General features: G+C 70.3%; 19 protein-coding genes. 5 read left to right on the top strand and 14 right to left on the bottom strand.

Annotated elements, in window-relative coordinates; genetic code table 11:
* Window positions 1-351: 351 nt before the first annotated feature.
* The 5 genes from ccsB to ACIBHX_RS36945 are packed head-to-tail and all read right to left on the bottom strand — an operon-like array spanning window position 352 to window position 4,826.
* Window positions 352-1,299, bottom strand: coding sequence for a c-type cytochrome biogenesis protein CcsB (gene ccsB / locus ACIBHX_RS36965; RefSeq protein WP_397072081.1), 948 nt, complete (start codon window positions 1,297-1,299; stop codon window positions 352-354).
* The gene (locus tag ACIBHX_RS36960) at window positions 1,289-2,851 is read right to left on the bottom strand and encodes a cytochrome c biogenesis protein ResB (RefSeq protein ID WP_397072080.1); all 1,563 of its coding nucleotides are present in this window, start codon (window positions 2,849-2,851) and stop codon (window positions 1,289-1,291) included. The genes ccsB and ACIBHX_RS36960 overlap by 11 nt, the downstream gene beginning before the upstream one ends.
* Window positions 2,851-3,573: a cytochrome c biogenesis CcdA family protein gene (locus tag ACIBHX_RS36955; RefSeq protein ID WP_397072079.1), complete on the bottom strand. Its 723-nt coding sequence runs from the start codon at window positions 3,571-3,573 to the stop codon at window positions 2,851-2,853. Before ACIBHX_RS36955 ends, ACIBHX_RS36960 begins: the two co-directional genes overlap by 1 nt.
* Window positions 3,566-4,132, bottom strand: a complete 567-nt coding sequence (locus ACIBHX_RS36950) for a TlpA family protein disulfide reductase (protein ID WP_397072078.1) — start codon at window positions 4,130-4,132, stop codon at window positions 3,566-3,568. Before ACIBHX_RS36950 ends, ACIBHX_RS36955 begins: the two co-directional genes overlap by 8 nt.
* Before the next feature lie 55 nt (window positions 4,133-4,187).
* Window positions 4,188-4,826 carry a histidine phosphatase family protein gene (locus tag ACIBHX_RS36945; protein ID WP_397072077.1) on the bottom strand — a complete coding sequence of 213 codons (639 nt, stop codon included), beginning with the start codon at window positions 4,824-4,826 and terminating at the stop codon, window positions 4,188-4,190.
* A 226-nt stretch (window positions 4,827-5,052) separates the two neighbouring features.
* Here ACIBHX_RS36945 and ACIBHX_RS36940 point away from each other — a divergent pair, with 226 nt between their 5' ends.
* Window positions 5,053-5,910, top strand: coding sequence for an EamA family transporter (locus tag ACIBHX_RS36940; RefSeq protein WP_397072076.1), 858 nt, complete (start codon window positions 5,053-5,055; stop codon window positions 5,908-5,910).
* Here ACIBHX_RS36940 and ACIBHX_RS36935 read toward each other — a convergent pair.
* Window positions 5,903-6,823, bottom strand: coding sequence for a LysR family transcriptional regulator (locus tag ACIBHX_RS36935; protein WP_397072075.1), 921 nt, complete (start codon window positions 6,821-6,823; stop codon window positions 5,903-5,905). The genes ACIBHX_RS36940 and ACIBHX_RS36935 overlap by 8 nt on opposite strands.
* Before the next feature lie 171 nt (window positions 6,824-6,994).
* Here ACIBHX_RS36935 and ACIBHX_RS36930 point away from each other — a divergent pair, with 171 nt between their 5' ends.
* Window positions 6,995-7,891, top strand: a complete 897-nt coding sequence (locus ACIBHX_RS36930; RefSeq protein WP_397072074.1) for an EamA family transporter — start codon at window positions 6,995-6,997, stop codon at window positions 7,889-7,891.
* Here ACIBHX_RS36930 and hemL read toward each other — a convergent pair.
* The 7 genes from hemL to ACIBHX_RS36895 form a co-directional block, all read right to left on the bottom strand.
* Entirely contained in the window at window positions 7,881-9,173 is a 1,293-nt protein-coding gene (hemL, locus tag ACIBHX_RS36925; RefSeq protein WP_397072073.1) for a glutamate-1-semialdehyde 2,1-aminomutase, read from the bottom strand. The genes ACIBHX_RS36930 and hemL overlap by 11 nt on opposite strands.
* Window positions 9,174-9,187: 14 nt before the next feature.
* Window positions 9,188-9,811, bottom strand: a complete 624-nt coding sequence (locus tag ACIBHX_RS36920) for a bifunctional DNA primase/polymerase (protein ID WP_397072072.1) — start codon at window positions 9,809-9,811, stop codon at window positions 9,188-9,190.
* Between the two features lie 124 nt (window positions 9,812-9,935).
* On the bottom strand, window positions 9,936-10,919 hold the full coding sequence (gene hemB, locus ACIBHX_RS36915; RefSeq protein WP_397072071.1) for a porphobilinogen synthase: 984 nt from the start codon (window positions 10,917-10,919) through the stop codon (window positions 9,936-9,938).
* Entirely contained in the window at window positions 10,916-12,463 is a 1,548-nt protein-coding gene (locus ACIBHX_RS36910) for a uroporphyrinogen-III synthase (protein WP_397072070.1), read from the bottom strand. The genes hemB and ACIBHX_RS36910 overlap by 4 nt, the downstream gene beginning before the upstream one ends.
* Complete coding sequence (gene hemC / locus ACIBHX_RS36905; RefSeq protein WP_397072069.1) at window positions 12,460-13,365, bottom strand: hydroxymethylbilane synthase; 906 nt, start codon at window positions 13,363-13,365, stop codon at window positions 12,460-12,462. Before hemC ends, ACIBHX_RS36910 begins: the two co-directional genes overlap by 4 nt.
* On the bottom strand, window positions 13,362-14,636 hold the full coding sequence (locus ACIBHX_RS36900) for a glutamyl-tRNA reductase (RefSeq protein WP_397072068.1): 1,275 nt from the start codon (window positions 14,634-14,636) through the stop codon (window positions 13,362-13,364). Before ACIBHX_RS36900 ends, hemC begins: the two co-directional genes overlap by 4 nt.
* Window positions 14,633-15,310, bottom strand: a complete 678-nt coding sequence (locus tag ACIBHX_RS36895; protein ID WP_397072067.1) for a redox-sensing transcriptional repressor Rex — start codon at window positions 15,308-15,310, stop codon at window positions 14,633-14,635. Before ACIBHX_RS36895 ends, ACIBHX_RS36900 begins: the two co-directional genes overlap by 4 nt.
* Window positions 15,311-15,415: 105 nt before the next feature.
* Here ACIBHX_RS36895 and ACIBHX_RS36890 point away from each other — a divergent pair, with 105 nt between their 5' ends.
* Window positions 15,416-15,652 (top strand): glutaredoxin family protein, encoded by a 237-nt coding sequence (locus tag ACIBHX_RS36890; protein ID WP_397072066.1) that lies wholly within the window; start codon window positions 15,416-15,418, stop codon window positions 15,650-15,652.
* Window positions 15,653-15,661: 9 nt separating this feature from the next.
* On the opposite strand, the gene ACIBHX_RS36885 is transcribed toward ACIBHX_RS36890, so the two are convergent.
* Window positions 15,662-17,059 (bottom strand): putative quinol monooxygenase, encoded by a 1,398-nt coding sequence (locus ACIBHX_RS36885; protein ID WP_397072065.1) that lies wholly within the window; start codon window positions 17,057-17,059, stop codon window positions 15,662-15,664.
* A 179-nt stretch (window positions 17,060-17,238) separates the two neighbouring features.
* Between ACIBHX_RS36885 and ACIBHX_RS36880 the strand changes: the two genes are divergently transcribed.
* Together ACIBHX_RS36880 and ACIBHX_RS36875 are read left to right on the top strand one after the other, a co-directional pair.
* The gene (locus ACIBHX_RS36880; RefSeq protein WP_397072064.1) at window positions 17,239-17,877 is read left to right on the top strand and encodes a sigma-70 family RNA polymerase sigma factor; all 639 of its coding nucleotides are present in this window, start codon (window positions 17,239-17,241) and stop codon (window positions 17,875-17,877) included.
* Window positions 17,878-17,948: 71 nt separating this feature from the next.
* The gene (locus ACIBHX_RS36875; protein WP_397072063.1) at window positions 17,949-18,575 is read left to right on the top strand and encodes a DUF5667 domain-containing protein; all 627 of its coding nucleotides are present in this window, start codon (window positions 17,949-17,951) and stop codon (window positions 18,573-18,575) included.
* Window positions 18,576-18,583: the final 8 nt, after the last annotated feature.

The following is an 18,583-nucleotide window of genomic DNA, read 5'->3' as shown; positions in this document are numbered from 1 at the left end:
CATAGAACGCTCGCCTGAGTGCCGGACGACACGCATGACGCACGTGGTTGCTCACCGCCACGGCGCACGGAACCCCTTCCCCGCCCTTGGTGCACCCACGTCCCCCACGCTTTGCGCCCCCACGTCCCCCGCGGGTCCCTAGAGCGCCGGGGCGGCGAGAAGATGTGCGGTGGAGGTCGGCGCACGTGGACGGCGCTCGAGGTGGGAAGCCTCGGGTGGGTTCGGGCGCGACGTTACGGTGGCGCGGCGGCGCCGCTGGAGTGGCGTGGAAATGACGGAGCCCGGCCACGTGCGACGGGTCGCGGGTGGCCGGGCTTGCCGTAAAAGAGCAAGAAAGAGGTCGGCGAGAAGTTAGGGATTCACATCGGCATAGCTGTGCAGGCCGCTGATGAAGATGTTGACGCCCACCAGGTTGAACAGCAGGCACCCGAAAGCGATGAGCTGGACGATCGTGGCGGCGCGGCCGCGCCAGCCGGCCGTGACGCGGGCGTGCAGGTAGGCCGCGTAGCCGACCCAGGTGATGAAGGCCCAGACCTCCTTGGGGTCCCAGCCCCAGTAACGGCCCCACGCCTTGTCCGCCCAGAGGGCGCCGGCGATGACGGCGAAGGTCCAGACGGGGAAGGCGAGCACGATGAGCCGGTGGGCGACGCGCTCCAGGTCGGCCTTGGTGGGCAGGCGCGACAGGCCGTCGCCGCGGGACAGGTAGAGGACGCCGCACACACCCGCCACGATGAACAGCCCGCTGGCCAGGATCGCCGCCGTGACGTGGATGGCGACCCAGTAGGAGTTGAGCGCGGGCACGACGGGCCCGGCGGCGGTGTAGAGGAACTTGACGGCGAAGCCGAGACCGAGCGCCGCGGTGACCATGACGAACGGGCCGAGGAAGCGCACGTTCTGCCGGATCTGCGTGCCGAGGAACGCGGTCACGGCGGCGAAGCAGATGGCGACCACGAACTCGTACATGTTGCCCCACGGCCACCGGTCGACCGAGAGGCCGCGGGTGACGATGGCGCCCATGTTCGCCGCCCAGCCGAGCCAGCCCAGTGCCAGCGCGATGCGCCCGGCCGCGGGCGCCCAGCTCGGCGGCGCCGGCCCGGTCCCGACAGTTTCGGGAATGTCGGTTACGGCGGCTTCCGAAGCGCCCACCGACACAGGGACGGCAACCGGCTTGCGTGCGGAGTTCGCCCTGGATCGCCCGAAGGCCAGCTCGAGCGCGAACCCGATCATGGCGAAGAGGTAGAGCAGGACGGCGGCGACCACGAGGAGGTCGCTGAATTGGGCGAGTTGCTCAGCGGGCATCCTTGTCTCCTGCTGATAGGACGTTGACGATGTCGGCGAACTCTTCAGTGAAGCCCGCCGCGGAGCCCTCGGTGCGGGTCAGGCCGCCCGCCTCCGCCTTGCCGCCACGCACGCGCACGAAGACGCGGCGGCGGCGGATCATGAGCGACAGTGCGATGGAGACCGTGGCGAGGGCCGAGGCCAGCAGCGCCGGGATGCGCCCCGGATCGTAGGTGACCTGGAGCGTCATCCACTCCTTGACCCCGGTGAACTCCAGCGTGCCCGCGCCGCCGGGCAGGGGCAGCTTGTCCCCGACCGACAGCGGCTTGGGCACGTCCTTGCCCATCACCAGCGGCTTCATCTTGCGCAGGACGTCGGGCGGGGCCAGTTCGTAGACCGACTGCGGCTTGCCGGAACGCACGCCCAGATCACCGGAGAAGGCCCCCAGGACCTGCACACCGGGCTGGAGCTCGCCGGGAAAGGCCGAGGCGTAGGTGCCGTCGGTCAGCGGCACGGCGGTGGGCAGGAAGCGCAGCAGGAATCCCAGCTGCTGAGGCTGCGCGTCCGGCGCCTTGACCACGCATCCGGACGTGAGCGTGGCCTTCATCTCGATGAGGCACGGCACCGGGCCCTGGAAGGCGACCTGGCCCTTGCCGTCGGTGACCTTGAACTCGGGCGCGTAGCCGTGGCCGATCAGGTAGGTCTGGGTGCCGCCGACCTCCAGCGGCTCGTTCACCTTCAGGTCGTAGTCGTGCTCGGGCGCCCCGGGCCTGTCGGTGACCTTCAGGTAGGCGGAGTAGTCGAGCTCCTGCCCCTTCTTCTCCCCCGCGACCTGGTAGCTGGCCTTGAAATCGGTCAGCGTGAACGAGAACGGCTCGAGCGACTCGGCCGACACCTGCCGCCCCGGCATGAAGCGGTCGTAGGCGGCCACGGTGTTGGCGAAGCCGTCGCCCTCGACCACGAGCACGTTGCCGCGGTAGCCGTACAGGGAGCCGATGCCGACCGCGACCAGCAGGCCGAGCAACGCGATGTGGAAGAGCAGGTTGCCCGTCTCGCGCAGGTAGCCCTTCTCGCCGGAGACCCAGCCGTCGCCGACCTCGACGCGGAAGCGCAGCTTGCGCAGCCGCCTGGCGGCCTCCTCGACCGTCAGCTCTCCCGGGATCTCGGCGTAGTGCGGCAGGCGCGACAGCTGGCGTGGCGCGGCGGGCGGGCGGCGGCGCAGCTCGCGGAAGTAGGTCGCGGTGCGCGGCACGATGCAGCCGACCAGCGAGGTGAACAGCAGCAGGTAGATCGCGGCGAACCAGACGGAGGTGAAGACGTCGAACAGCTGGAAGCGGTCGTACCACTGGGCCAGCGTCGGATTGTTCTGGTAGAACGTGGCGACCTGGTCGGGCACGACGCTGCGCTGCGGCAGCAGCGAGCCGGGGATGGCGGCCAGCGCGAACAGGAACAGCAGGATCAGCGCCGTCTTCATCGCGGTGAGCGTGCGCCACCCCCACCGCAGCCAGCCGACCAGCCCGAGCGGAACGGGTCTCGGGGACTCCGGCGCCTTCTGCAGCTCGTCCACCGTCATCACATCACCGGCCTGAACGCGCCGATGAGTCCCTGGAGTGTGGCGATCATCTCTCCCCACAGACCGGTCACCAGCAGGATGCCGACGGCGACCATCATGCCGCCGCCGATCCGGGTGATGAGCCGGGAATGCTTGCGGATGGCGCGGAAGGTGGCCAGCGCCTTGCTGTAGGCCAGCGCCGCCACCACGAACGGCAGCCCGAGCCCGAGCGCGTAGGCGACGGCCAGCAGCGCGCCGCGGGTGGCGCTGCCCTCGTTCAGCCCGAGCCCGAGCACGACGGCCAGCGTGGGCCCGATGCACGGCGTCCAGCCGAGCCCGAACACCACGCCGAGCAGTGGCGCGCCGGCCAGGCCCGCGGCGGGCATCCGGTGGATGCGCACATCACGCATGAGCCCGGGGATCACGCCGAGAAAGGCCAGCCCGAGCACGATGGTCAGCACGCCGAGCACCCGGGTGATGATCTCGGCGTTGCCCAGCAGCACCGAGCCGAGCCCGCCGAACAGCGCGCCGCTGAGCACGAACACGGCCGCGAAACCGGCCACGAACAGCACGGTCCCCAGCACGAGCCGCCCGCGCCGCGGATCGGCGCTCATGCCCGTCACGTACGACAGGTAGCCCGGCACCAGCGGCAGCACGCACGGCGACAGGAACGAGACCACCCCGGCCAGCACCGCGATCGGCACGGCGAGCATGAGCGAGCCCGAGGCGACCACGTCATTCATCGCGGACCTTCGTCAGCGTGCTCATCAGGTCGCTGTACTTGACGGCGCCCAGCGCCCTGGCCGCGATCCGCCCCTGCTTGTCGATGATCAGCGTGGACGGGATGGCCGCCGGCGGCACGGTGCCCTGGAACGACAGCGCGACCTTGCCCGGCTGGTCGAAGATGCTCGGGTAACCGGTCTGCTCGGTGCGCTCGAAGGCCTGCGCGTCGGCCTGGCGGTCCTTGAAGTCGACGCCGAGGAACTCCACCCCGCTGGACTTGGTCTTGGCGGCCACGTCCTTCAGCGTCGGCGCCTCGCCCCGGCACGGCCCGCACCACGACGCCCAGAAGTTGAGCACGACGACCTTGCCCTTGTGCGCGGCCAGCGACGCCGAGGAGCCGTCGAGCGTGGTGCCCTCCACCGCGGGCGCGCTCTTGCGGTCGGCCGCCGCGAAGACCTGCATCGTCCCGTCGCCTGCGACGAAGCGGGTGTCGCCGGCCTGGGGCTGGCCGCCCTGGTTGCCCGCGCAACCGGCGGCGAGCGCGGCCAGCAGGACGAGAGTGAGGGACGTCGCGCGCACGGAGGATGATCTCCTTGTACTACAACCGGTAGAGCTTGTAACTCTACCGGCGGTATCAGGCGCCCGGGACGCTGGGTCCCCGCGCGAGGGACCCGGCGGGCTCGCTGTAGCCGACGCTGACGAGGCGGTCGCCGTCGAAGGTGAACGTGGTGAGGCTGGCCAGGCCGCACTGCCTGCGGCGCGGGTCGTGCCAGAGCCGCCTGCCCTCGGCCGCCATCCTGATCGTCCAGATCGGCAGCTGGTGGCTGACCAGCACCGCCTCGTGCCCCCTCGCGGCCGCGCGGGCGTCGTCGATCATGCTGCGCATCCGCAGGACGATGCGCGTGTACGGCTCGCCCCACGAGGGGCGCAGCGGGTTCCAGAAGTGGCGGTAGTTGCGCGGGTTGCGCAGTATGCCCAGACCCTGGCCGACCGTGCGGCCCTGGAGCATGTTGTCGGCCTCGAGCAGCCGCTCGTCCAGCCGGACCGTCAGGCCCAGCGTGGCGGCGATGGGGGTCGCGGTCTCCTGGGCGCGCTCCAGGGGCGAGCTGTGGAGGGCGACGATGTCGCGCTCGGCCACCGCCTTGGCGACCGTCTCCGCCATCAGCTTGCCGGTCTCGGACAGGTGGTATCCGGGCAGCCTGCCGTACAGGACGCCGGCGGGATTGTGCACCTCACCGTGGCGCAGCAGGTGGACGACGGTCGTTTCAGCCATGGTGTGGCACAGCCTAGCTCTTTCGATGGGCCGCATAGGCGGGGCCGGTCTCACCCGAAAAGTAGCCGACAGGTAAAGTCGAGGTCGATCGCGCCTAGGGTTCCGAATCCGCATTTTCGCGGACGTCAGGTCCGAGCGGCGCCGCGGCCTCGCATGCGAGAGCCGTACAGCTGACGGGACAAAAGCCTGGAGGCTCCTATCCGCCTGTTCGGAAGGAGTCGCCCCGGTGAACCCCTGGGCTCTCGTCCTCATTCTCGTCGCCGCCGTCGCCCACGCCTCGTGGAACCTGCTGAGCAAGAAGGCCGCGCAGGCCGACGGCATCGTCTTCCTCTGGCTGGTGGCGGTCACCTCCTCCGTGCTGTGGGCTCCGGTGTTCGCCGGCTTCCTGCTGATCACCGGGGCTCCGGTGACGTGGGGGCAGGTGGCGGTGATCTCCGGCAGCCTGACGCTGCACCTGGGGTACTTCGTGCTGCTCCAGCGTGGCTACGGACACGGCGACCTGTCGATGGTCTATCCCGTCGCGCGCGGCACGGGACCGATGCTGGCCAGCCTGGTCGCGGTCCTGTTCATGCACGAGCACCCCGGGCCCGCGGGTGTGACGGGGATCGCACTGGTCGGCATCGGTGTGTTCATGATGAGCGGCGGCGGGCGCCGCGACGTGAAGGGGCTGGCGTACGGGCTGGCCACCGGCGTGTTCATCGCCGCGTACACGGTGTGGGACGCGCACGTGGTCAGCGCGCTCGCCGTCCCGCCGATGATCCTGAACTACCTGGGCGAGGCCGGTCGCGCGCTCACCCTGACCCCGGTCGTGCTCGGTGGCTCGCGGCGGGCGCGCATCGGCGAGATCTGGCGCGAGCACCGCTTCCGGGTGGTCGGCGCGGCGGTCCTCATCCCACTGTCGTACCTGCTGGTGCTGTTCGCCTTCACGATGGCGCCGGTCAGCGTGGTGGCGCCCACGCGGGAGATCAGCGTGCTGATCGCGGTCGTGCTGGGCGGGCGGCTGCTCGCCGAGGGCGACCTGCGCCGCCGCCTGCTCGCCGCCGGGGTGATCCTCGGCGGCGTGCTGGCGATCGCGCTCAGCTGACCGCCCAGGCGTTCTCCTCGCCACGGCTGGCCTCGGCGAGAGCCTCGACGACGGCCCTGATCGCGGGGCGCCGGGCGGCGTCGGTGCGCCAGATGGCGTAGATGCGCCTGGTCTTGCGCGGCCGGATCGGGATCACCTTGGCCCCCGCGGGCACGTGGTCGCGCCCGAGCCGCGGGATGATCGCGCAGCCCAGCCCGGCGGCGACCAGGGCCAGCTGGGTCGGGTACTCGTCGGCCATGCAGGCGATCTCCGGCTCCAGGTCGGCGCTGCGCAGCGTGAAGACCAGCCAGTCGTGGCACACCGTGCCGGGCGAGGAGCTGATCCACCTCTCGCCGTGCAGCTGGGCCAGCTCGATCTCCCTGCTGTCGGCCAGCGGGTGGTCGGCGGGCACGATCACGTCGGCCACGTCGTCCAGCAGCACCGCCTTCGACAGGCCCTCGGGCATCGCCATCGGGCGGTCCAGCCAGTCCTGCACGATGCCCAGGTCGAGCTCGCCCCTGGCGACCTCACGCACGACCCGCTCCGGCTCCCGCTCGGTGAGCTGCACCCACAGGTCGGGGTGGCGTCCGCGCAGGTCCGTCAGGGCGGCCGGCATGATGCCGCGGGCCGCGGTGGGGAACGCCGAGACGTTCAGCCGGCCCACGACCTCGCCGCGGTGTGCTTCGAAGTCGGCCTCGGCGGTCTCGACCAGGGCCAGGATCCGCTCGGCGTGCTCGGCGAGCAGCCCGGCCGCGTCCGTCAGCCGGACCCCGCGCCCGTTGCGCTCGACGAGCCTGGCGCCCATCTCGCGCTCCAGCTTGGCGATCTGCTGTGAGACGGCCGACGGGGTCACCGTGAGCGCGTCGGCGGCGGCGCCCACGGATCCGTAGACGTGCACGGCGTGCAGTGCCTTGAGGCGGTTCAAGTCCAACATGTAAGCCAGTCTAAAGTGTTTAGCGTAGAAAGTCTCGCTTGTGCTGGAATGTGTAGCGATAGAAAATATATGCATGAGAAACGTTAAGGCGATCAGCAAGCCGTTCAAGACCACCTCCTACCTGAAGGTCCTCGCCGAGCAGGCCCGCGAGCAGCGCAACCGCCGCAAGAAGTGAGGCCCCGCCACCTGGCACTGGCCGTCGGCCTGGCGGCGGTGTGGGGCTTCAACTTCGTCGTGATGCAGGCGGGCCTCCGCCACTTCCCGCCCCTGCTCTACGCGGGGCTCCGATTCACCCTGGCCGGGTTCCCCGCGCTGCTGTTCGTGGGACGGCCAGGGGTGGCGTGGCGGTGGGTGTTCGCGGTCGCGGCGACCATCGGCGTCGGCCAGTTCGGCCTGCTGCTGGTGGGCATGCGGGCAGGGATGCCCGCCGGACTCACCTCTCTCATCCTGCAGATCCAGGCCCTGTTCACCGTCGTGTTCGCGGTGACGCTCCTGGGTGAGCGGCTTTCCGCCCGCCGCGTCATCGGCCTGGCCATCGCGTTCTGCGGGCTGGCCCTCGTGGCCGTCGACTTCACCCGCACCAGCCACGCCGCCGCGCCCGTCGTGGCCTTCGCGCTGTGCGTGGCCGCCGCGGCCGCCTGGGGACTGGGCAACGTCGCCCAGCGCAAGGCGGCGCCGCCCGACTCGCTGCGCTTCATGGTGTGGGTCAGCGCGCTGTCGGCGCCTCCGCTCCTGCTGCTGTCGCTGACCCTGGAGGGCGTTCCCTCGCTCGCCTCCGCCGCCTCCGCCGAGGGCTGGCTGTCGCTGCTGTACGTGGCCTTCATCTCCACGCTCGGCGGCTTCGGCGTCTGGGGCTGGCTGCTGCGCCGCTACGACGCCTCGACCGTGGCGCCCTACACGCTCCTCGTGCCGGTGTTCGGCATGTCATCGGCGGCGCTGGTCACCGGCGAGCCGTTCTCCTGGCTCAAGCTCGCCGCCGCCGCCCTCATCGTCGCGGGCGTCCTCTACACCAACACCCGCCGCCGCAAGGCCGCCGTACTCCAGCAGGAACCCGCGCTCACCCGCTGACTTCCGCGGCCGCCTTCGCCGCGGCCGGCAGGGCGTCCGCGATGCGGTTGAGCGCCTCGTCGTCGTGGCTCGCCGACAGGAACCAGGCCTCGTAGGCCGACGGCGGCAGGTAGACGCCCTGGTCCAGCATCGCGTGGAAGAAGGCCGTGTAGGCGGCCGTGTTCTGCGTCCTGGCCTGGTCGAAGTTCGTCACGGGGCCGTCGGTGAAGAAGATCGAGAACAGGCTGCCCGCCGTCTGCAGGCGGTGCGGAACCCCCGCGGCCGACAGCGCCTCCGAGGCGGCGCGGCCGACGGCCGAGGCGGCGGCGTCCACCCGCTGGTAGGCCGGCACGTCCAGATTGCGCAGCGTGGCCAGGCCCGCGGCGCAGGCCAGCGGGTTACCCGACAGCGTGCCCGCCTGGTACACGGGGCCCTCGGGAGCCAGGTACGCCATCACGTCCGCGCGGCCGCCGAAGGCCGCGGCGGGCAGGCCGCCGCCCATGACCTTCCCGAACGTCATCAGGTCGGCGTCCACGGGATCGAGCCCGTACCAGCCGGAAGACGACACGCGGAACCCGGTCAGCACCTCGTCGATGATCAGCAGCGCCCCGTTGCGCGCGGAAATCTCCCGCAAGAACTGGTTGAACCCGGGCCCGGGCGGCACCACGCCCATGTTCGCCGGGCACGCCTCGGTGATCACGCAGGCGATCTCGAAGGACGAGAACGCCTCTTCCACCGCCTCCACCGAGTTGTACGGAAGCACGATCGTGTCGGCCGCGGAGGCCCCCGTCACGCCGGGGGTGTCCGGCAGCCCGAAGGTCACCACGCCGGAGCCCGCCGAGGCCAGCAGCGCGTCGACGTGCCCGTGATAGCACCCGGCGAACTTGACGACCTTGGACCGCCCGGTGAACCCGCGGGCCAGCCGTACCGCGCTCATCGTGGCCTCGGTGCCGGAGCTGACCAGGCGGAGCCGCTCCACGGGCACGACCCGGCCGACGATCTCCTCGGCCAGCTCGACCTCTCCCGGGGTGGCCGTGCCGTACGAGAAGCCGTGGGCGACGGCGTCCTCGACCGCGGACACCACCGCGGGGTGCCGGTGGCCGAGGATCATCGGCCCCCACGAGCAGACGAGGTCGACGTAGCGGTTGCCGTCGGCGTCGGTGATGTACGGGCCCTGCCCGGAGACCATGAAGCGCGGCGTCCCGCCGACCGCCCCGAAGGCCCGCACGGGCGAGTTGACCCCGCCGGGCACGACGGCCTGGGCACGCGCGAACAGTTGCTCGGACTTGTCTGTACGGCTCACGGCCTCAAGCGTACTCAGGCTGCCAGCCACTCCAGCAGCCGCACGGGATCCGGCAGCGGGCGGCCGTCAGGCGCGCGCAGCCAGGACACCGGCCTGCCGGAGGGCAGCAGTGAGGGCGGGGCGAGCACGTAGCTGTCGCGGCAGTGCCAGCGCAGCCCGGGCGAGGCGTCGATGCCTGCCGGGTCGCAGTCGAGCTGGCAGGACCACCACTCGTCCTCGTCGTCGGGGTTGCCGCGGGTGGCCACAAAGAACAGAGCCCGGTCGCCGTTGACGGCGACCGGGCCTGAATGAGCCTCGGGAATCTGGTTGATGGCGTCCAGCCCCTGGGCCAGCGGTACGTCGAAGACGTCGAACACGCGGCCCGTGGGGAGGATCACATTGGCCTCCGGATCGGCCTGCCACCAGCGCATGAGCTGGGTGGCGTCCGTCGTGGCCTGCAACTGCCAGGCGGGAGACAGCGGATGCGCGCCCGGGTCGGGACACCCGAGCCTGTCACAGGAACACGCGCGCGAGCCGTGGCGCAGCGGATGGGCACCGGGGACGCTCGGCCAGCCCAGAGCGGCGTACTCAAGCACGGAGTCGATCCGTGTCGGTCGCGCCCGTTTTCTGGTACGCCGAGCGAGCGGTACCCCCACCATGGTGTCTCCCGTCGAAGTCCAAGTGCCTGAGGCGCTCCCCGGGCCATCCGCACACGCGGGACACACCAGCACTTGTCATCGCACTCTAACGCACAGGCCACAGAGCTGAGCGGGAAACCCCCGGTTAGAGGCGGCGCGCCACCTCGGTCGCCCAGTAGGTCAGGATCAGGTCGGCTCCCGCGCGCTTGATCGAGACCAGCGACTCCATGATCATGCGGTCGCGGTCGATCCAGCCGTTGGCGGCGGCGGCCTCGATCATCGCGTACTCGCCGCTGACCTGGTAGGCAGCCACGGGGACGTCCACGTTGTCCCTGAACTGCCGGATGATGTCCAGGTAGGACATCGCGGGCTTGACCATCACCATGTCGGCGCCCTCGGCGAGGTCGAGCCGCACCTCGCGCAGCGCCTCCTCCAGCGGGCCCGCCGGGTCCTGCTGGTGCGAGCTGCGGTCACCGAACTGGGGCGCGCACTCGGCCGCCTCGCGGAACGGCCCGAAGAAGGCCGACGCGTACTTCGCCGTATACGCCAAAATCGGCACATTTCCGTAACCGGCGACATCGAGCGCCGACCGGATCACGCCCACCTGGCCGTCCATCATCCCGCTCGGCGAGATCAGCTGGGACCCCGCCGCGGCCTGGGCGACGGCCATCGAGGCGTAGCGCTCCAGCGTGGCGTCGTTGTCCACCTCGCCATCCTCGGTCAGGATCCCGCAGTGCCCGTGGTCGGTGAACTCGTCCAGGCACGTGTCGGCGCCCACGACCAGCGCGTCGCCCACCTCGGCCACCACGTCCCGCAGCGCCTGCTGCAGGATCCCGTCGGGATCGTCGGCGGCCGACCCGCGCGCGTCCTTGGCCCGCGGGATGCCGAACAGCATCACGCCGCCGACGCCCACCTCGGCCGCCTCGTGCGCCGCCTTGCGCAACGAGTCGCGCGAGTGCTGGTACACCCCGGGCATCGAGCTCACGGGCGCGGGCTCCGCGAGGCCCTCCTTGACGAACATGGGCAGGATCAGGTCCGCGGCGTGCAGCCTGGTGCCGGCCACCATCCGCCTGATGGCGGGTGAACTGCGCAACCGGCGCGGCCGCGCGACGGGAAACTCGGCGCTCACTTGACTCCCCTCCTACGGGCGCCCCTGCGGTTCTGCGAGGGCTTGCGCGGCGCGTCGCCGGCGGCCAGGGCCGCCTGCCGCTGCTTGGCACCGTACTCCGCCAGGGCGGCGGCCAGCGCGGAAGCCGATGGATTGTCCGCCATGACATCGACGCGCAGGCCGAACTCCTCGGCGGTCTTGGCGGTCTGCGGCCCGATGACCGCGATCACCGTGACGTTGTGCGGCTTGCCCGCGATGCCGACCAGGTTCCGCACGGTCGAGGACGAGGTGAACAGCACGGCGTCGAACCCGCCGCCCTTGATCGCCTCGCGGACCGGCGCGGGCGGCGGCGCCGCGCGCACGGTGCGGTAGGCGGTGACGTCGTCGCACTCCCAGCCCAGCTCGGTGAGCCCGGCCACGAGCGTGTCGGTGGAGATGTCGGCGCGCGGCAGCAGCACCCGGTTGATCGGGTCGAGCATCGAGTCGTAGGGCGGCCACTCGGCCACCAGGCCCTCGGAGGACTGCTCGCCCGAGGGCAGCAGGTCGGGCTTGACGCCGAAGTCGACCAGCGCCCGCGCGGTGGCATCGCCCACGGCGGCCACCTTCAGCCCGGCGAAGGCACGCGCGTCCAGCCCGTACTCCTCGAACTTCTCCCGCACGGCCTTGACCGCGTTGGCGCTGGTGAAGGCGACCCACTCGTAGCGGCCTGTGACCAGGCCCTTGATCGCGCGGTCCATCTGCTGCGGCGTGCGCGGCGGCTCGACGGAGATCGTCGGGACCTCCTCCGGCACCGCGCCGTAGGAGACCAGCTGCTCCGACAGGGACGCCGACTGCTCCTTGGTGCGCGGCACCAGCACCCGCCAGCCGAACAGCGGCTTGGTCTCGAACCACGACAGCTTGTCGCGCAGGCCCACGGCCTCGCCCACCACGATCAGCGCGGGCTCGGCGAAGCCGGCGTGCTTGAGGTCGGCCTGCAGCCGCCCCAGCGAGGACACGACGGTGTACTGCTCGGTCGTGGTGCCCCCGCTGCTCACGGCGACGGGCGTGGTGTCGGGCTTGCCGCCCGCGACCAGCGCCTTGCCGATCGCCACGGCCTCGGCGATGCCGTTGTAGATCACCAGCGTGCCGGGGCAGGCCGCGTGCGAGGCCCAGTCCTGCTCCTGCGCGGCGTCCACGATCCTGAACTCGGGTACGGCTGTCGCCGGCGGGATGCCCGCGTAGGTGAGCACCGCGGTCGCCGGCGGGACACCGGGCACGATCTCGAAGTCCACCTCCGCCGCGGCGCAGGCCGCGACCTCCTCGGTGATCGAGGAGAACAACATCGGGTCGCCCTCGCACACGCGTACGACGAGCTGCCCGTTCTTGGCACGCGCCACGAAGTCGTCGGAGGCGATCTGCACGCCTTCGCGGCACAGCTTCAGCAGCGGCCCGTACAGCTCCTCGTCCAGGACGACGGCGTCGGCCTTGGCGAGCAGCTCGGCACCGCGGAGCGTCAGCAGGTTCGGGTCACCTGGACCACCACCTACGAACGCGACGAGACCGGAGGTTGGACTATCGGCGCTCAATGGGATTGCTCCCCCATCAATCTGTCGGCCCCTTCGGCGATCATCTCGCCCGCCAGCAGGCGGCCCAGATTGACGGCGTCCGAAGGAGAGCCGGCGGCGGACTTGCGGACCGCCTGCTGGCCGTCGAGCGCGACGACCATAGCGGTCAGGTTCAAAGTCTGCCCGTCATCGACGGCGAAAGCACCCACGGGAGCTGAACACCCCGCCTCGAGGGCGGACAGCACTGCGCGCTCGGCGGTGACCGCGGACCTGGTCCGCGGGTCGTCGAGCACGCTGAGGAATTCAACCAGGTCAGAGCGGTTGCTGAGACATTCGACGGCCAGCGAGCCCTGCCCGGGAGCCGGTAGCAGCTCCTCAACCTCGAAAATCTGGGCCACTTCGGCGTCGCGGCCGATCCTGGTAAGGCCGGCCGAGGCGAGCACCACGGCGTCAAGCTCGCCGGAGGCGACCTTGCCGATGCGCGTGTCGGCGTTGCCGCGGATCGGGACGTACTCCAGGTCGGGCCTGAGCATCCGCAGCATGGCCACGCGGCGCAGCGAGCCGGTGCCGACCCGGGCGCCCGAGGGCAGGTCGGCGAGCTTGTGCGGGCCCACCAGCGCGTCGCGGTGGTCGTGCCTGGCAGGGAGCGCGGCCAGGGTGAAGCGTTCGTCCTGCTTGGTGGGCAGGTCCTTCAGCGAGTGCACGGCGAAGTCGATCTCGCCCTCGACCAGCTTGTCGCGCAGCGCGCTGACGAACACGCCTGTGCCGCCGAGCTGGGCCACCTGGGCCTTGGTGACGTCGCCGAACGTGGTGATGCCCACCAGTTCGACCGCCCTGCCGGTGAGCGAGACGTAGGAGTCGGCGACCATCTGCGACTGCGTGGTGGCCATCAGGCTCCTGCGCGTCCCCAACCGGAGCGTCACAGCTCCACCTCCCTCACGGCCTCGGGCGTCGTCACGGCGTCCGGCCTGTCCGGAGCGAGGTCGAACAGCTCACGCAGAGCCTCCGCATAATGATCGCCTCCAGGCGAGGTGGCGAGCTGTTTGACACGCACGGTCGGCTCGTGGAGCAGTTTGTCGACGACGCGCTGCACCGTCTGGGTCACTTCGTCGCGGACCTTGCCGTCCAGCTCGGGCAGCCGCATCAGCAGGCGCCCCAACTCCGATTCCACCACTCCGGCGGCCTTGCTGCGCAGTGCCACGACCGTGGGGGTGACGCGGGAGGCGCGCTCGGCGTTCAGGTAGGCGGTCAGCTCCTCGGCCACCAGCGCGCGCACAGCGGCGACCGCGTCGCCCTCGCGCGAGCCGATGCCCGACTCCCTGATCGCCTCCAGGTCGACCAGCGTGACGCCGGCCACCTCGCGCACCGAGGGGTCGATGTCGCGCGGCATGGCCAGGTCGAGCAGGAAGAGCCCTTCGTGCACGAGGTCCGGGGTGATCAGGTGGCGGCCCGCGCCCGTGCAGGTGATGACCAGGTCGGCCTCCGCCAGCTCTCGGGGAACGGCGGAGAACTCGACCGCGCGCCCGCCCACCGAATCGGCCAGCCGTACGCCCCGGTCGTAGGTGCGGTTGGCGACCACGATGTCGGTGACGCCGGCGCGGGCCAGCGTGGCGGCGGCCAGCGAGCTCATCGAGCCGGCGCCCACCACCAGGGCGCGCTTGCCCTCGAGCGAGCCGGCCAGGGCGAGCCCGGCGGTGACCAGGGAGGCTCCCGCGCGGTCGATGCCGGTGTCGGTTTGGGCCCGCTTGCCGACCCGCAGCGCCTGCTGGACCAGCTCGTTGAGGGTGGCGCCGACCGTGCCGTGCTTCTGGCCCAGCTTGAGCGCCTGGCGAACCTGCCCGAGGATCTGCTGCTCGCCCACCACCATCGAGTCGAGGCCGCACACCACGGAGAACAGGTGCTCCACGGCGCGGTCCTCGTAGTGGACGTACAGGTGCGGCGTCAGCTCGTCGACGGGAACGCCCGAGTGGACGCTCAGCAGCCGGCTGACGGCCGTCACGGCGGCGTGGAAACGCTCGACCTCGGCGTAGACCTCGACCCTGTTACAGGTCGATACGACCATCGCCTCCGCCACGCAGGCGTCCTGCTGCACGTCGTGCAGGAGCTTGGTCAGCGTGTCACCCGTGAGCGAGACGCGCTCGAGCATGGCCACGGGAGCGGTCCTGTGGCTGAGTCCGATCGCCAGAACGCTCATTGGCTGTCCACGGCCATGAGTGGCCCCCCACCTTTGCGCTGCTCGTGGAACGCAAGGATCTGAAGTTCAATTGATAGGTCGACCTTACGGACATCGACGCTGTCCGGCACGGAAAGCACAACAGGGGCGAAGTTCAGGATGCTGGTCACGCCCACGGCGACCACGCGATCACAGACCTCCTGTGCCGCCGCAGCCGGTGTCGCCAGAACCACGATCGAAACTCCACGCCGTTTGATCACGGCTTCCAGCTCGTCGATGTGCTCCACATTCAACCCCGCTATGTCGTCGCCCACGACTTCGGGGTCGGCATCCACGAGCGCGGCGATGCGGAAGCCACGAGAGACGAACCCGCCGTAGTTGGCCAGCGCACGACCGAGGTTACCCACTCCGACGATGGCCACCGCCCAGTCCTGGGTCAGGCCGAGCTCGCGGGAGATCTGGTAGACGAGGTACTCCACGTCGTAGCCGACGCCCCTGGTGCCGTAGGAGCCCAGGTGGGAGAGGTCTTTGCGAAGCTTGGCCGAGTTGACCCCGGCCGCCACGGCCAGATCCTCCGAGGAGACCGTCGCGATGCCCCTTTCTGCCATCCCGTTCAGCGCCCGCAGATACAGCGGGAGCCGTGCGACCGTGGCTTCGGGGATGCCTCGGTCACGGGGGTGGGACGGGCTCTTCACGTGCCAGAGCTCCAGGGAACGGGCGGCTTGAGCCGCGTGAACACAATCGGACCGTCTTTCAGGTTAATCCCTTTGTGAACCGATGCACAAAGTAGCGTGGGTGGCATGCATCGCATCACGTTGCTGGGGAGGCCCGGCTGCCATCTCTGCGACGACGCGCGCGAGGTCATCGCCAAGGTGGCGGGCGAGCTCGGCGTGCCGTGGGAGGAGATCGACATCGACTCGTCGCCCGAGCTGCTGGAGAAATACTGGGAGATGATTCCCGTCACACTCGTCGACGGTGTCCAGCACGACTTCTGGCGGGTTTCGGAGGACCGGCTCCGCGCCGCGCTGTCGTCCTAGAACACCACGCTAGAACATCACGGTGGGCAGCGGCACGACCTTGGCCGCGTTCACGTTCAGCTCGATGATGTTGGTGGCGAGCACCATGGCCTGACGCTCGTTGACGAAGCGCTCGACGTGGGGCTGGCGCTGGTGGTCGTGGTAGGCCACCTCGTCGCGGTAGAGCTCGTAGACGATGCGCTGCAGCGGGGCCGACTTGACCGCGTGGCAGGCGTAGACGAGCGTGTCGGGCTCGCCGCGCCTGACCGCCTCCACGGTCTGGTCGGCCAGGCGGTCGAAGGCCTCCCCCGAGCCGTCGATCAGCGTGAAGACGGTGAGCAGGCCGAAGATGCTGGGTGAGGGGCGGCTCGTCCCCGCCTGCTGCTGCGGTTGGGGTTGCGGCGGTGGCGGTGGCTGCTGTGCGGGGGTGAACAGCTCCGCTCCCGGATAGATCGCGCCCGTGGCGGGGGCCGGAGGGAAGTCCTGCGGGCCCGTGCCGTGCCTGCCGTTCATCACGTAGCCCGTCGCCGGCCCCGTCTCGGGCACTGGCGGGGCCATCCGCGCCGCGTAGTCGACGTTCTGGTCGCCTGCCCGGTATTCGGCCACCAGGTCGCCCAGACCGGGACTCGGCGGCCGCCGCGGCTCCACCGGCGGCGGGGCCATCTCGTGGTGCGCGGCCGGAACCGGCTCCTGCCTGGCGCGGCGGCCGGCGGGGGCGTGCTGGGGCTGCTCGATGTCGTCCTCCTCGTCGTCCTCGTACGGCGCCAGCGGACGCAGCACGGCGTACCAGACGGCCGCCGCGGCCACCACCAGCAGGGCGGTGGTGAAGATCCCCGGCACCGCGAAGCGCATGGCGCCCACCAGCGCGATCCCCGAGGGGGCGATCACCAGCGTGGCGTGCAGGTTGTCGGTGTCGAGCTCGTCACCGCTGCGCCACCTGACGGCGGCGATCACGACGGCGGCCAGCATGATCAGGACCGCGATGACGTGCACGCCGATCAGCAGGTTCTTGGGGATGATCCCCCAGTACACGCTCGAGGAGGGCAGCGACTTGGCCCAGCCGTCGCTCTTGATGAGCGGGTCGACCACCATGATCACGCCGCTCACGACCGTGACCGCCAGGCCGAACAGCCAGCCCAGGAACTTCGGCGGCGTCCTGTTCGCCAGCAGCTGGATCAGCCCGACGCCCAGCCACAGCGGCGCCAGCAGCGACCCTGCCACCTGGAAGACCTTGAAGGTGGCAGGCCCGAACCCCATGAGGTAGCCGATGGCGATCGCGGCCAGTGACAGGCACAGCGAGGCCGCGGCGGCGCTCCACGCGATCAGCCAGCCCTCAGGCTCGTCGCGCAGTCGGCGGATCAAGACACCGGCGGCGATCGCGGCGAGAATCGCACCCGCGAACGCGATGACAGCAACGAGGATCTCCATGGTGACTCCAATGCTGCCGGACGATGCCTCCCAGCCGGTAGCCGAAGAGGGAACGGGTCGGTCCAACACGGTATCCGCCGGTTACGGTTAGTCCCGCCATCGCGAAGCGGATTGTGGAATTTCCGGTTGATTTCTAGAGTGTTCGAGCACGCCGCACCCCTTACCCCCAGGGATACCGGATGCCTGACTCGTGGCCGTTCGCCGGGCTGCTTGCACCAGCGGTCGCTGGTCCCGCCCGGACGAGCGAGCTTGCCGTGCGCGAAGAGATCCCCGACGACCTCCGCACGCTGGTCTTACGTGCGAAGACAGGCGACACGGATGCCTTTGGCACGCTCTATGACCGATATCTCGATCTTGTCTATCGCTACATCTACTTCCGCGTCGGCTCCCATCCACTAGCCGAGGATCTGACCAGCGAGACCTTCCTGCGCGCTCTTCGCCGAATTTCGGACTTCACTTGGCAAGGCCGTGATTTCGGCGCCTGGCTCGTGACCATCGCCAGAAATCTGGTCACCGACCACTTCAAGTCAGGCCGCTACCGCCTGGAGATCGCCACCGGCGAGGTGATCGACGTCCCGCTCGACGGACCGCACATCCCGGAGAACGCCGTGGTCACCGCCATCATCAACGACCGCGTGCTGCGTGCCGTACGAGAGCTCAACCCGGAGCAGCAGGAGTGCGTGGTGCTGCGCTTCCTGCACGGCTTGTCACTGGCAGAGACCGCGTTGATCATGGGGAAGAAGAGTGGAGCGATCAAAGCGCTGCAGTTCCGCGCGATCAAGGCACTGGCCAGAGCGCTCAAACACGACCTTGCGTAACCTCCACCTGCGGCTCGTCGTTAGGCAGGTGTCACGGCAGCATCATGTGTCGGGGGTTTCAGGGAGCAGGCATGGATAGGGCGCGCAGGTACCGCGAGCGCGTACTCGATCACCTCACGGAGCTGCGCGGGCTCCCGCTCGGCGGCGGCCCGTCCACGGCGTTCCGCGATCGCCTGCGCGGCGAGCTGCTCTCCGGCCAGGATCCGGTACGGCATGCCCCCCGCTCCCATCGCCGCCCCACCCCGCGCATCTCGTGGTTCTCCCAGCTGGCCACGCTGGGCCTGGCGGCCGGGATGATGGTCTCGGCGTTCGCCACCTACCACGCGGTCCCCGGCGACACCCTGTACCCGCTCAAGCGGGCCGCGGAGAGCACACTGGTCAGGCTCAGCACCGACGACGTGGAGCGGGCCGAGCGCGAGCTGGACTCGGCCAAGACCAGGGCGGCCGAGGTGGCGCAGCTGCTCGGCTCCTCCAGCGACGGCCCGCTGGTGACCAAGACGCTGAAGGACATGGAGGACTCCACCCGCTCGGGGATCCGCATGCTGGAGCGGGCCGAGCCGCGCTCCCCCAAGATCAACCAGTTCGCGCAGGACCAGAAGGACATGGTCGAGCCCATGCTGGAACGGCTGGACCCCTCGCAGCAGGATCAGGCCTCGGGATACCTCACCTACATCCAGGGGCTGGTTCCCCCGGGCTAGGTAAGCTG

This window comes from Nonomuraea sp. NPDC050536 (genome assembly GCF_044457685.1).
In the GTDB taxonomy this organism is placed as follows: Bacteria; Actinomycetota; Actinomycetes; order Streptosporangiales; family Streptosporangiaceae; genus Nonomuraea.
Note: the sequence above shows the minus strand (reverse complement) of the source record. Positions and strands in the feature narration are given on the sequence as shown.